The 14,654-nt window shown below is 33.8% G+C and carries 10 protein-coding genes; 4 read left to right on the forward strand and 6 right to left on the reverse strand.

The genetic code is table 11. The annotated features are described in order from the left end of the window. Positions 1 to 76 precede the first annotated feature (76 nt). Complete coding sequence (locus DFQ06_RS01365) at positions 77 to 1,024, forward strand: NAD(P)H-dependent flavin oxidoreductase (RefSeq protein WP_133965600.1); 948 nt, start codon at positions 77 to 79, stop codon at positions 1,022 to 1,024. Between the two features lie 31 nt (positions 1,025 to 1,055). Here DFQ06_RS01365 and DFQ06_RS01370 read toward each other — a convergent pair whose 3' ends face one another. Then, entirely contained in the window at positions 1,056 to 2,183 is a 1,128-nt protein-coding gene (locus tag DFQ06_RS01370; protein ID WP_133965602.1) for a hypothetical protein, read from the reverse strand. A gap of 30 nt (positions 2,184 to 2,213) precedes the next feature. Continuing rightward, a complete protein-coding gene (locus DFQ06_RS01375) occupies positions 2,214 to 3,782 on the reverse strand; it encodes a hypothetical protein (protein WP_133965604.1) in 1,569 nt (522 codons plus the stop codon). Between the two features lie 463 nt (positions 3,783 to 4,245). Between DFQ06_RS01375 and DFQ06_RS01380 the strand changes: the two genes are divergently transcribed. Next, positions 4,246 to 6,006, forward strand: coding sequence for a serine hydrolase (locus tag DFQ06_RS01380; RefSeq protein ID WP_133965606.1), 1,761 nt, complete (start codon positions 4,246 to 4,248; stop codon positions 6,004 to 6,006). Between the two features lie 142 nt (positions 6,007 to 6,148). Further along, the gene (locus DFQ06_RS01385; protein ID WP_133965608.1) at positions 6,149 to 7,135 is read left to right on the forward strand and encodes an aldo/keto reductase; all 987 of its coding nucleotides are present in this window, start codon (positions 6,149 to 6,151) and stop codon (positions 7,133 to 7,135) included. Between the two features lie 416 nt (positions 7,136 to 7,551). On the opposite strand, the gene uvrA is transcribed toward DFQ06_RS01385, so the two are convergent. Next, a complete protein-coding gene (uvrA, locus tag DFQ06_RS01390; RefSeq protein WP_133965610.1) occupies positions 7,552 to 10,335 on the reverse strand; it encodes an excinuclease ABC subunit UvrA in 2,784 nt (927 codons plus the stop codon). A gap of 235 nt (positions 10,336 to 10,570) precedes the next feature. On the opposite strand from uvrA, the gene DFQ06_RS01395 reads away from it, so the two are divergent. Then, positions 10,571 to 11,155, forward strand: a complete 585-nt coding sequence (locus DFQ06_RS01395; protein WP_133965612.1) for an RNA polymerase sigma factor — start codon at positions 10,571 to 10,573, stop codon at positions 11,153 to 11,155. Between the two features lie 238 nt (positions 11,156 to 11,393). Here the strand turns inward: DFQ06_RS01395 and DFQ06_RS01400 are convergent, their stop codons facing one another. The 3 genes from DFQ06_RS01400 to DFQ06_RS01410 all read right to left on the reverse strand — a co-directional run bounded on the left by DFQ06_RS01400 (position 11,394) and on the right by DFQ06_RS01410 (position 14,624). Next, positions 11,394 to 12,263, reverse strand: coding sequence for a hypothetical protein (locus DFQ06_RS01400; RefSeq protein WP_133965614.1), 870 nt, complete (start codon positions 12,261 to 12,263; stop codon positions 11,394 to 11,396). Next, positions 12,264 to 12,974, reverse strand: coding sequence for a hypothetical protein (locus DFQ06_RS01405; protein WP_042503817.1), 711 nt, complete (start codon positions 12,972 to 12,974; stop codon positions 12,264 to 12,266). 84 nt (positions 12,975 to 13,058) lie between these two features. Further along, on the reverse strand, positions 13,059 to 14,624 hold the full coding sequence (locus DFQ06_RS01410; RefSeq protein ID WP_133965616.1) for a hypothetical protein: 1,566 nt from the start codon (positions 14,622 to 14,624) through the stop codon (positions 13,059 to 13,061). Positions 14,625 to 14,654 lie beyond the last annotated feature (30 nt).

The following is a 14,654-nucleotide window of genomic DNA, read 5'->3' on the forward strand; positions in this document are numbered from 1 at the left end:
TTGGTAATTGAGGAAATAGAATAAATGTTATGCGTGCATAATATTTTACTATATTTGTATAAATCAATACAGCCAAATGGAAACTAAGCTCACCACACTACTTAATATAAAACACCCAATAATTCAGGCACCAATGTTTCTGGTATCTAATACCGCTATGGTTATCGAAGCCATGAAAAGTGGTATTGCTGGATGTATTCCTGCTCTAAATTACCGAACGCTAGAAGAGCTAAAAGCAGCCATTCAGGAATTAAAAGCAGCAAAAGTAGAAGGTGGATCTTTTGGTTTTAATTTAATAGTGAATAAATCGAACATAAAGTATAAAGAACAACTGCGCGTACTTTGCGAGGAAGGTTGCGATTTTATAATAACATCTTTAGGAAGTCCAGAAGAAACTATAAACCAAGCTCACAAAGCTGGTATTAAAGTATTTTGTGATGTAACAGATTTACATTTTGCTAAAAAAGTAGAGGGTTTAAAAGCAGATGCTGCTATAGCTGTAAATAATGAAGCTGGCGGACATAGAGGTAAATTATCTCCCGAAGCACTGATAAAAGAATTAAAATCCAATTTAAATATCCCGGTAATATCTGCCGGCGGTGTAGGCTGTAAAGCTGATATAGATAAAATGATAAGTTATGGTGCCGATGGAGTTTCGGTTGGAAGCCCATTTATAGCCTCAGTAGAAGCAGGTGTAACAGAAGAGTACAAACAAGCCTGTGTAGATTATGGAGCGGAAGATATTGTAATGACAGAGCGTATTTCTGGAACACCATGTACCGTAATAAACACACCTTATGTTCAAAAAATTGGAACAAAATCAACTTGGATAGAATCTGTTTTAAATAAAAGTAAAACCTTGAAAAAATGGGTGAAAATGATTCGTTTTTCTATCGGAATGAAAGCAACCGAAAAAGCAGCAACTAAAGCGACTTATAAAACGGTTTGGGTTGCGGGACCAAGTATATCGCATACCAATGCTATTTTACCGATTAGGGATATTGTGAAAAAGCTCACAAATTAGTTGTGGTATTAAAAGTTGTTATTACAAGATTTTAGCGTTTTCCAATACCAGTTACTAATTGAAAAGTTAATCCCCAGTTTTTGTTAATCAGGTTTCCATAATTGTAAAAATGATTTAACCTTAATCGAGTATGTGGAGAAACTACATAAGATAAACTGTTTACAAGGTTTCCTTTAGTTTCTCTGTCGCTACTATTATTAGGTAGGTTTAATAATATAGCGTTAGATGTATTAATAACAAAAACACCTTTAATATAAAGCTCTATATTGTTTTGTAGTGCTAAATCTATACTGTTATCCCGGTTTTGGTAAAAATTTGGTCCACCATGAAGTTGTGATTCAAACTTAAGTTTTTCACCTAATTTTTTCACAACGTCTGCACCAATTCTTGTTAAGTAACGTTCGTTAATACCTTCTCCAGTTTTTCCGGTCATGGCAATTAATCCATATTCAAAAGATTTAAATAAAGGTGAGCCTATACGTGCAGTACCTAGCCAAGAGCCATTAAAATTTGGATTAATAAATTCTACAGCACTTCTATTTATTTTTTGAGCATCCGTAAGGTTTGGTGCATAGCTAACCAATGGATCTCTTAATAATCCTCCACTATAAAAACCAGCTTCAAAATCAAGTTTTTCAGAAATTGCTGTTTTAAAAGTAACTCCTAAATCTTGAGTGAATCCTAAATCGAGACTCAGGCTATTTGCTATAAAAGATGTTACGGGGTCTATTTTGGGGTTATGTCCAAATTTTATATTAGAATAGCCTACAAAAAAGCTTGTTCTATCCCATTTTGTTCCAAAGGATAACCCTACGTTTTGTAATTTTAATTGATAATTAAGTGAGGTTTTATCATTTAAACTTCCTAAGAAATCTATAGATATTTGAGATTTAAAACTCGTTAAAGCCACGTTTCTTATATAGCCTTTTTGTTGTAAGCGTTGGTTTTTTGTAAAATATTGATAAACCAATCTATTCTTTGGTCCAGACGTTGATAAGTCAAAATTTGAAGTATCTCCATCCAAATATCCAAAATGGATATTAGCTTGTAAATAATGAAATCGGTGGTCTTGCTTAGAGCGTTTTAAAGAGCTTTGTGCATATGTAGATGAAAGTAAGAAACAAAAAATAAGAGTAAGCGTGTAAATATATTTTTTCATTATAGTAAAATTTGGACTAGGTGTATACTATTAGTAATTGTAAAGTTGGTTTCTAATACGTACTTTTTCTCTTAATTCTTTAGGTAATTTTACGCGACCCATCCATAAAGGCAGAATACGCTCGTAGGATATTAAATAAATATCGAGCACATCTTTTTCTAAAGTAGGGTAGGTTAGGTACACTTTACTCAGTCCTTTTTTAAAATTATCAACCCATTTACCGGTATGCTTATCCGTTAAAAGTAAAGACTGCTCATAAGCCTTTGGCATTAAATCACTATCAAAATTTATTGTAGGTTGCGCAGGGTTATAGCGGCGACCTTTTGGATAAACATTAAATCCATAATGAAGGCCATAAAGTTTTTGTTCCTGTATCATTGCTAAATCTACATTTGTTATGGTAAGCGTAAATGGAGCCCATTTTCCTGTAATTTGTATCTCACTTAAGCATTCGGTATCCTTTATATCAATAGCACTTATAGATATGTTGTCTAGGTGTTTTAACCAATTCATATCAAAGGTTAACGGCGTTTTATTAGAGTAGAAACCTTCATCTCTAAATTGGGCTAATTTTATAGGTTGCTTTTCCGGATCTAAAATACTTTTATACGTTTCCTTAGAAATACTCGCTAAGTTATTATTAAGGAATAAGCCGTATTCAATTTTATAATGTTCTTCCATATCCAATAGTTCAATTGGTCTTTCAGACTTATAGCCTATCTCGAGCATTTCTGTTTTCCATACTTTTTTTATCGGATTTCTTAAAGCATCAAAATCAATAACAATATTTTGCGATTGTTCAGATAGTGTATCATAATTAAAACCCGTTAAATCAACATCTTTTAAATCAATGTTAGGGTTTTTAAGGGCGATTAAATGTTTGTAAAAAGACTTATCGAGTAAAAACCAAGAGTGCGCTAAAATTTTCGATTGGTTAAAATTGATGTTATTATGAAGGCGACTATCGAAATCTGAAAAATCCTCCGTATTCAAGTTAAATTCCCATTTACCTCCAGAAAGGCAACCATTTGTAATACCTGTTCTGTACACTCTATTTAGTGCATTTTTATCTTCTATTGAAGTTGTTTCTGGAGTAATAATACTAAATTCATTAAACTCTTTTCTTAAGCTAACCCCGTATCTATTAAACTCCTCTAAAAGTAATTCAGGATACAAATGTTGGCCGTTAGAATTAAATTTAGGAACAATTCTAAGTAAATCAAAATCAGAAACAATTACTTTATTTCCTTTACCATCCATAAAAGTAAAGTCAACAATAACAGTACCTTCCGGCATGGTGTTATGTAATTTTAGCTCTACAGTATTAAAATGCATAGCCAAACTATCTTTTGCATAAACACGATCTTTTTCCCAAGCATCAAAAGCATAATCCTCACTTGGGCTAATGGCATTTATAGTCATAATACCGTTTGGAGAAGCATCAAAATAAGTTTTTATTGCATTTGGAGCCTCGCTTAAAAGTGTGCCATTATAGTTGGCCCATTTATAGGAATAGCAACCTGTTAGAATGAATATTAATAAAAAGGAAAAAGTTTTAAAAAAGAGAATTCTCGCTTTTTTGTTTCGAGGAGTAAACATACTGCAATTTAATTTTTCGGATCGCAAGTTACGATAAACAAATGAAAACAAAACGGTTATAATTAGTAGTAGGTCGAATAGTATGCTTCTTTTTAATTTTGGCGCAACCCGAAAAGGGTCGGGCTATCCGCTACAAGTCCGCGTAGCAACAATTACCATTGTTACTACTGTGGGCTTTTCACTACTATCCCTTGCGCATAGTTTGCAACTGTGGTTTATAAAGCTATGTTTATTGTTTTTATTAAGTTCTGCTTATGCTTTTCGCTAACACAAAATAGCCACTAATTTAACTTGGCTTATCAAAGCGATTATATAGTTTTTGTATTTGTAAACTTCAATCATTTTTTAATTTAAAGAGTTTATTTTGAAATTTACTGTAACTTATAGGTGTTATTAATCGTCATACATTAATAATCATAATAAGTTCAATCAATCAATCAATCAATCAATCAAAAAACATCTTATGAAATCACAATCAAAATTTTTAAGCCTAAAAAAGGTTTTCCTGGCATTAGCGGTATTGTTAGTTTGTCATGTTACGTTTGCACAAACCAAGGCAGATAAAATAGACCAACTTATAAGTAAATATGTCGAGTACGGTAAGTTTAATGGTTCTGTTTTAGTAGCAAATAAAGGAGAGGTTATTTTTAAAAAGGGTTACGGAATGGCAAATATGGAATGGGATATGCCAAATGCACCCAATACAAAACACCGTCTAGGTTCCATAACTAAGCAGTTTACAGCAATGCTTATTTTACAATTGGCTCAAGATGGAAAGCTAGATTTACAAGCCTCAATAACCACTTATCTTCCAGATTATCCAAAAGAAACGGGAAACATAATCACGATACATCATTTATTAACGCATACGTCGGGCATTCCAAATTACACCTCTTTTCCAGGGTTTATGGAAGATGAAAGTCGAAACCCATACACTCCAGAAGCGTTTATTGAAAAATTCCAAGATAAAAATTTAGACTTTAAACCGGGAGAACGTTTCAGTTATAGTAATTCTGGATATTTTTTATTGGGTGTTATTGCTGAAAAATTAACAGGTAAAAGCTATGAGGTTTTATTAAGCGGAAATATTTTTAAACCATTAGATATGCATGCTACAGGTTTTGATAACCACAGCGATATTTTAAAAAATAGAGCAACAGGTTACGAGAAAAATGCAGGTAGTTATAAAAACTCGAAGTATTTAGATATGTCTATTCCTTATGCGGCAGGTTCGATGTATTCAACAGCTGAAGATTTATATTTATGGGATCAAGCGCTTTACACAAATAAACTGCTATCCAAAAAATATATGGAACTCTATTTTAAACCTCAAATTTCAGCTTGGAGCAACAGTCATTACGCTTACGGTTGGGGCGTTGGTTATAGTAAAATTGGTACTTCTACAGATAGTATTTATGCCATTCAGCATGGAGGAGGAATTAACGGATTTAATACTAATATACTTAGAACACCTTCAGATAAATCATTAATAGTTCTTTTAAATAATACAGGAGGCGCTCCACTTAGTAACATAACAAATGCTATTTTGGGTATTATAAATAACAAAACGTATAGCATGCCTAAAAAATCGGTAGCAGACGCTATGCTAACCGTTATAGAAGCAGAAGGTATCGATGCCGGAATTACTCATTACAATAAAATTAAAGACTCTGAACTTTATAATTTAGAAGAAAGTGACTTAAATGCTATGGGATACCAACTGATGGGGTCTAACAATATAGAAGCCTCGGTTAAAGTATTTGAGTTAATTGTTAATGAATTTCCAAAATCGTCGAATGCTTATGATAGCTATGCTGAAGCTTTAATGACTTCCGGTAAAAAAGACTTAGCTATTACAAATTATAAAAAATCGGTAGCGTTAAATCCAGCCAATCAAAACGGCATAGATTTTTTAAAAAAATTAGGAGAAGATGTAAGCGATTTGTTAAAAGATGTTGAAGTGCCAGAAGCTATTTTAGAAACCTACATTGGTAATTATCAACTTATGCCTGGGTTTATTCTTGCTGTTACTCGAGAAGGCAGTCAACTTAAAACTCAAGCAACAGGACAACCCGTGTTTGATGTGTTTCCTAAATCTGAAAACGTATTTTATTTAAAAGTAGTTACCGCACAGCTAACTTTTAATAAAGGTAATTCTGGAAACATAGAAAGTGTGACGCTATTGCAAGGTGGACGAGAAATTACAGGTGAACGCATAAACTAATAATATACTCTTTATTAAAAATTAAAAACACCTTTCATGATGTCATGAAAGGTGTTTTTTTTAATTAAAGTTTCAAAAAACAGTTGTGTTAAAATCGTTTTAATGTTTTTAACAGTTCTCTTTTTAAGTATAACTTTACGGTATGCAAAAAAGAGAATTAGGAATACACGGATTTAGAGTTAGTGAAGTTGGTTTAGGCTGTTGGCAATTAGGAGCAGATTGGGGAGAAGGACTATCTCAAGAAGCTGGCTTCGAGATTTTAAATGAAGCCGTAAAAAGCGGCATCACCTTTTTTGATACCGCAGATGTTTATGGTAACGGAAAAAGTGAAACCTTAATTGGCGAATTTCTAAAAACCACCCAAACACCAATACGTGTAGCAACTAAATTTGGTCGCGCAGACAATGCATACCCAAATAAATATACCAAAGCCATTTTACGCCAAAGTGTAGAAGCTTCTATAGCACGTTTAGGTGTCGAATCTTTAGATTTACTACAACTCCATTGCATCCCAATTCAATATTTAAAAGACGGTGATGTTTTTGATTGGTTACGCGAATTAAAAGCAGAAGGACTTATAAAACATTTTGGTACTAGCGTAGAAACCGTGGAAGAAGGTTTAATTTGCCTTAAGCAAGAAGGCTTACTTTCACTACAAGTAATATTCAATATATTCAGACAAAAACTGGTTACAGATTTGTTGCCACAAGCTCAGGTTAAAGGTGTTGGTATTATTGTACGTTTACCTTTGGCAAGCGGATTATTATCGGGTAAATTCACAAAAGACACGGTTTTTCCAGAAAACGACCATCGTAATTACAATAAAAACGGAGAAGCCTTTAACGTGGGCGAAACCTTTGCAGGTCTGCCATTTCAAAAAGGTATAGAATTTGTAGAAACTATAAAAAAAGATATTCTACCAAGCCACCTATCCATGGTGCAATTGGCCTTGCGTTGGTTGCTCGATCATGAGGCGGTGAGTACTATTATTCCGGGCGCGAGCTCGCCAAAACATGTTATTTCTAATGCGGAAGCTTCAACTTTAGAAGCATTGTCACAAGAGGTTCAGGAGGCGTTAATCGATTTATACAAAACACAAATTCATCAAGAAATTCGTGGTGGATATTAGTAATAATTATACCTGATATACATTTTTTGTAACTCAGCTATAGTAATTCATTCTGTATATATAAATTATTTTGGCGCAACCCGAAATGGGTCGGGCTTTTCGTTGCAAGTCCTCGCACTTCCTTCGTCAGGCTGTGGGCTTTACTCTGCAATCCCTTGCGCATAGTTTGCAGCGATAGTTCGTATAGCTGTGCTTCTTGTTTTGGAAAAGTATTGTTTTGTTTTTGATACAGTGTATTCAGTTATCTAAATGAGTACTGAATACCGCGACTGAAAATTGCCTACTTAAAAAATGGTTCACTTCACCGCGTTAGGGATAGAACGGCATGTTTGAAATCCTTTTTGTTTTCCTTAAAAAAACAAAAAGATTGAGTAGTGATAGCTCGACCCTTTTCGGGTAACGCCCTAAAAATAAATCTAAATTTTCTCAGCTAAATATTTTCCAATTTCCGAAGTTTTAATTTTTACAATTTCTTCGGGAGTTCCTACAGCAACAAGGTTTCCACCGGTTTCACCACCCTTAGGTCCTAAATCGATAATAAAATCGGCACACTTAATAAGCTCTATATTATGTTCGACAACAATAATAGAATGTCCGTTTTCAATTAAAGCATTAAAAGATTTTAATAGTTTTTGAATATCGTGAAAATGCAGTCCCGTTGTAGGTTCATCGAAAATAAAGAGTGCCTTTTCTTTTTTGTTGCCTTTACCCAAAAATGACGCTAGTTTAATACGCTGGGCCTCGCCACCAGAAAGGGTAGAGGAGCTTTGCCCAAGGGTTACATAGCCCAAACCTACATCTTGCAGCGGTTGGAGTTTGTTCTTAATTTTAGCCTGATCGTTAGCCTCGAAAAAAGCCACGGCATCGTCAATAGTTAGGTTTAAAATATCGTCTATATTTTTATCTGCAAAGGTAACTTCGAGCACTTCTTTTTTAAAGCGTTTGCCTTTACAGGTTTCGCACTCTAGGTGCACATCGGCCATAAATTGCATTTCTATAGTCACTTCGCCTTCACCTTTACAGGTTTCGCAACGTCCACCATCTACATTAAACGAAAAGTGTTTGGCTTGATAGTTTCTAATAACACTTAATTTCTGCTTCGAAAATAAGGCACGAATATCATCGTAAGCTTTTATATAAGTAACCGGATTGGATCGAGATGAACGCCCAATAGGGTTTTGATCTACAAATTCAATTTGTTTTATGTTTGCAAAATTGCCTTCTAAACTAGAAAATTGTCCGGGTTTGTCACCAAAATCGGTTAGCTTTTTCTGTAAAGCTGGGTGTAATATTTTTTTAACGAGCGTACTTTTTCCGCTACCAGAAACACCTGTAACTACAGTTAACATACCTAATGGAAAGCGAACATCTATGTTTTTAAGGTTATTTTCGCGAGCTCCTTTTATATCGACGTAGTATTTAGATTGACGACGTTTTTTAGGAACTTCAATTTTTAAAGTCTCGTTTAAGTATTGAGCTGTTAACGAGTCGGAAGCCAAAATAGCATCGTAATCACCTTGCGCAACAACGTGTCCGCCAAAAGTTCCTGCCTCAGGACCAATATCGATAATGCTATCGGCGGCCTTCATGATATCTTCGTCGTGCTCTACAACAATTACGGTATTACCTAAATCGCGTAGGGACTTTAAAACCATTATTAAACGTTCGGTATCTTTTGGGTGCAAGCCTATGCTAGGCTCATCTAAAATATACATAGATCCCACCAAACTACTACCTAAAGAGGTTGCTAAATTTATACGCTGACTTTCCCCTCCGGAAAGTGTGTTCGATTTTCTATTTATGGTTAAGTAATCGAGACCAACATTGGCCAAAAACTCTAAACGGTTATTAATTTCTTTTAATAAACGTTTGGCAATCGTGTTGTCGTGCTCGTTTAATTCTAGGTTATTGAAAAACTCGGCTAATTGATCTAAGGGTTTCTCTACTAAATCGGAAATGCTAGCGCTGCCTACTTTTACATAGTTAGCTTCTACGCGTAAACGTTTGCCATTACAGGTTTTACATTTGGTTTTTCCCCGGTAGCGGGATAACATCACGCGGTTTTGAATTTTATATGCTTTAGATTCTAACTCTGCAAAAAAGCTGTTTAAACCTTCGAAATGTTTATTGCCTTCCCAAATGAGTTGTTGCTGTTTTTCGGTAAGTTCGAAATAAGGTTTATGTATTGGAAAATCAAATTTATGCGAGTTGTTTACCAATTGGTCTTTATACCAACTCATAGACTCACCACGCCAAGGGAAAATGGTGCTTTCGTAAACCGATAAAGCGGTGTTTGGGATAACTAAATCTTCGTCAATACCAACAATATCTCCATAACCTTCGCATGTTGGACAGGCGCCGTAAGGATTGTTAAAACTGAATAAATGCACATTAGGTTCTAAGAAGTTTAAGCCGTCTAACTCAAATTTATTGCTAAACGTACGTTGTTTATTATCCTTTAAAGTTTCGATGGTACATTCGCCTTTACCTTCAAAAAATGCAGTTTGTATGGCATCGGCTAAGCGGTTGTAAAAATCTTCTTCGTGCTTAGTAATAATACGATCTACAACTAATAAAATTTTGTCTTTTTTACCAATTTTTGTAGCGTCGTCTATTCTAACAACGTCTTCATTAATTTTTATTCTAGCGTAACCTTGTTGATTTAGAGCCTTTAATTTATCTTCTATAGTTCGTCCTTCTTCTAAATGAATAGGAGCGAGGAGTAGCATTTTTTCGCGTTCAGGAAATGTTTTTAAGTAATTTAAAACATCGGTAACCGTATCTTTTTTAACTTCATCTCCAGAAACTGGTGATATTGTTTTACCTATTCTGGCAAATAATAATTTGAGATAATCGTAAATTTCGGTTGTAGTACCTACTGTAGATCTTGGGTTGGTAGAGTTTACCTTTTGCTCGATGGCTATGGCTGGCGCAATACCTTTTATATAGTCTACTTTTGGTTTGTTTAGACGCCCTAAAAACTGGCGCGCATAACTAGATAAACTTTCTACATAGCGACGTTGGCCTTCCGCGTAAAGCGTATCGAAGGCTAAACTCGATTTTCCAGAGCCCGAAAGACCTGTAATAACCACCAATTTGTTTCTTGGTATAACAACATCGATATTTTTTAGGTTGTGTAATTTGGCACCTTTTATAATGATGTTTTGTTTTGGATCAACTTCGGAAAGATTAGTAGTCATAGGCTTTTGTATGCAAATTTCACAAAGATAATATAAGTCTGTGAGCATAAAAAATAGAATGGCTAGTAAAGAAATGTTAAAAAAAAATAATTAATTTTTGTTTTTTAGGAACGATTCTTGTTATCTTTGAATCAGCTAATTAATTATAAATCAACACCTGCCTATCGCATAACATTACTTTAAAAATTTTAATTTTTGAGAAAACCCAGTTTTTCTTTACCATAAAGTAATGATTATGAAACACGAACCTACTACAGATGCTATTTTAGTTAGTAACTACATTAAAGGCGATGAATGTGCTTTAGAAGTACTTATAAAAAGGCACAAGCAAAGAATTTACAGTTTTATTTATTCGAAAGTATATGATGGCGATGTTGCCGACGATATTTTTCAGGATACTTTTATTAAGGTTATTAAAACCTTAAAACGAGGAGCTTACAATGAAGAAGGCAAATTTTTACCTTGGGTAATGCGTATTGCGCATAACTTGGTAATCGACTTTTTTAGAAAGAACAGCCGTATGCCTAAATTTGATAACACAGGTGAATTTAGTATTTTTTCGGTGCTTAGTGATAGCAGTTTAAATGCTGAAAAAGTAATTATTAAGGAACAGGTTGAGAACGATGTGCGCCGTTTGGTGGATGAGCTTCCGGAAGATCAACGTGATGTGCTTTTAATGCGTATTTATAATGATATGAGTTTTAAAGAAATATCTGAAAGAACAGGCGTTAGCATCAATACAGCTTTAGGAAGAATGCGCTATGCTTTAATAAACCTACGTAAAATAATTGAGAAGCATAACATTGTTTTAACCGATTAGTTTTACTAAATACAATAAAGTGAATTTTGCTGCGTTTACTATTTAAATTAACTTTAATTTGAAAGAAATGGAAAAAATTTACTCTAAGAAATCTATTGGAAACCCAGAAAAACTTGAGCCCAAGGAGGAGACTATTAATTTTCTTCTCAACTATTCTAAAGCGCTTAAAGTTGTGAAATATAACAATCTGGAGTTTGAAACACTCTTAAATTAAAAAACATAAAAAAAACGTCTGAAATTATATTTCAGACGTTTTTTTATTTATTGTATATTGAAATTGTAGCACTCTTAAATTCCATAACGTTAAGGTTTGTAGAGCCGTAATGTTTTCATTTCTAGAACCAACTACGAGCTCGTCTTTAAATGATTTGATGAATTTAGTCCATAAGTTTCCTTTGGAGTCGTTTAGCAAAAAGTAAAAACCACTATCACCAATTTTCTTTCCTGAGGATGTTAAAATGAGTTCGCCGTTTTCTCCAACACTTGGACTTAAAATGACTGTAGCGTTCCCGTTTGGTAAAGGAAATATGGCTTTAATACACGTTTGTCCTGATGGTATTACGCAAGTTTCATAAACACCTGAATACACTACTTCTCCTGATGTTTTAAAAGTTCTAAGCCATATAGTGCGTTTAACTTTTTTTGTTTTAGCATCTAACAAATGAATTATATCACTTTTTAATGATTTTGAATCCTCGATGTTCTCAATAGGAACGTTTAGCTGTTCAATACGATTACTAAATAATAATCTTAATAAGATACCGAATACTTTAAAAAAAGGATTCCACTTTACTTTTAAATCGAAATCGTAATTACTTGTATTTTCGTAGAAATCAATGACGTTTTTAGATAATTTATGTTGTGCTTCACTAGATAAATTTAGCTGATTTATAGATGATAATATTCCTTTATCATTTTCTTTCTCATCTATTGTTAGTTGCTCGTTTTTAGCTAGTTGCTTAATAAATTTTACACCAATGCCTTTTGTGGTTCCAAAAGGACCCAAAAGCCATTCATATTGATTCTTGGTGATTTTTTTTCCAAATAATATGACCCATTGTTGGGTAATTACATCTTGAAAGTTTTGTTTTAAAATAGCAATTCCCATTTAATTCTTTTTAAAATTAGGAATATAATTCTCTTTGTTTTTCCAAGAGCCAAATTCAGAAATAGGTTTAAAACGTAAAGTTGTAAATTCAAAATGAAAATCTTTTCGTTCCCGCTCTTTCATGGCGTCTGAATGTCTTTTTGGTTTAGGCATGGCACTATGGCCGTGAACCATATTGGTCATTTCCTCTTCTGTTTTCCAAATAGAAAAGGTAGAAACTGTATTAGGAAACCTTACTGAGGCTAATGAGAGTAAAGTACCTTCGTGGTCACGAACTAATTTTTCAACAGGTCTTCCCCAATGCAAAAATCTTGGAATTGCTAAGGGTTTCATTCTAGCAATTGTAACGGCCACAACAGGAGATAGCTCGCTTTCTAATGTTGCTTTCCGTTCAGGGATTTTGAATCCGCTTATCTTTCCCCATTCCCTCATAAACTCTAACCGAACGTGCCAACCTTTAGCCAGGAGTTTACCAAGTTTTTCTTTTTTTAAATAATCTTCAAGAGCTTCTTCGTTTTCCCATTGTGCAAAAATAGCGACCTGTTTTATAAGAAATCTGGAAGTAGAAATAATTGGAGAGCCTAATGTCATTGCTGTCATGTATTCAGAATGAATTAGTCCTTTAGTGTTTCTTTTAATAGGGGCTGAGAGCAAGCCTTTTATCGCCAATGTAAATGGTATTCTAACAAGGTGATAAGAGAATATGCTCATATATTTAATTGAATAGAGTTGAGTTTTGTTATGTGTTTTAAATTATAAAAAACATTTGAATAACTATTAAAAACAATGAAGTTCTTATTCTTCCTCAGGAAATGTAATATGCTGGTATGCTCCAATATCTGCAGAGGTAGTTCTGTTTACTCCTAAAATATCGGTTGGTACTTGTGCCGCAAACGTGGTATTAGCTTGGTTTATAGCTTCGGAATTGGCTCCAATTATAAATTCATTTAAATCGGTATCTTTAAAATCGGGTGTTTTATTAAAGATGTTATTTTCAAAGTGATTAGTATCCGTTAGGTTGTATACTTCATCTGAGAAGAAGTTGCTATCATCTTGAAAACGCAATAAACAATTGGTGAATTTAAAGTTGAATGCAACGGTTTCGTCTTCTATTTGTTCTAATAAAAATTCAGGATTATCATTGCCGTAAATAATACAGTTGTTAAAATTTGCTTCACCTAAATCGGCTAGGGTAGCATTGTTATCTTCATCTAAAACAAAATTATTTAAAAGCACAGAAGGTAATTGTCTAAAGCCGTTATCCCAATAATTTACAATAGTAGCATGTGTAAAATTGTATCTGCCACCAATAGTTCCAGCAAAAGAAGATTGTCCGGCATTATTAATTACAACATTTTCTCCAGCAATAGAGGTGTTTCTGCCCATAATACCAAAACTACCTGAATTATAAATTTGAGAGTTTGTTATGTTTAATTTGTGGTTTGTAGCGTTTGGGTCTCCATCGCATAAAATACCAACGTTGGCATTTTTAATAGTGGCGTAATTGATAATATTGTCTATACTACCATCAAAAAGCCAAATGGTTCCCCATTGCCCTGGAGTTTCAGAAAAGTCAGGTTCCAATCGGTCGCCTTCAAAAATAACTTGATTTTCTAATGTTTCTTTGTCGTTACTTAAAGCTCCATTCACTTTTAAAGAAGCTCCGTTAGTTACTAATAGTCCTGATTCCGAATGAAAATATATACGCGCACCGGCATCTATAGTTAAGGTTTCATTGTTTGGTACGGCAGCAAAACCATAGATAACGTAAGGCTTATCGTTTGTGAAATTAAGTTCGTTTGGTAATAATTCTCGACCTTGTAAATCGGTTTCTACAGTTTCTCCATCAATGTTAAGACTTAATGTTTCAACTACTTTTGTGGTATTATCACGATTAGGATATATAAAAATGGCATCTTGAATAAGGGTAACCAATTCTACTTTTTGTTGTTTTGTACCGCTATCAAACTCTATAGCATCGGTGTATAAAAATTGGCCTGATGTTGCAGCTTCATTTTCAATATCAACGGTAGTTTCTATAAAAATATAAAGACTGTCTTTTGCCAATAGCTCAACGTTTTCGAAAGATTTACCAGCAATACCATCTACGCTTAAGCGGTAATTAGAAGTTTCACCTAAAGTTAATTTTACCGAAGGAATAGATATATCTCTATCACTTTTATTATAAACTTTTAAATTATATGTACTAGAACCAATTTTTGAAAAAACAGTATCTAAGTATACCGTATCTCTCGAAAATGTTAGACTCCCCGTGCTTGGAGAAAACTCAAAATCTTTACGACAAGAGCTCCAAAGCATTAAAAAACCTATGGTGAATATAAAGTAAAAGGAACGTTTCATTCTAGTGGTATTAAACGCGTTAAAAATATA

The sequence above is a fragment of the Algibacter lectus genome, assembly GCF_004368925.1.
Lineage (GTDB): Bacteria > Bacteroidota > Bacteroidia > Flavobacteriales > Flavobacteriaceae > Algibacter > Algibacter lectus.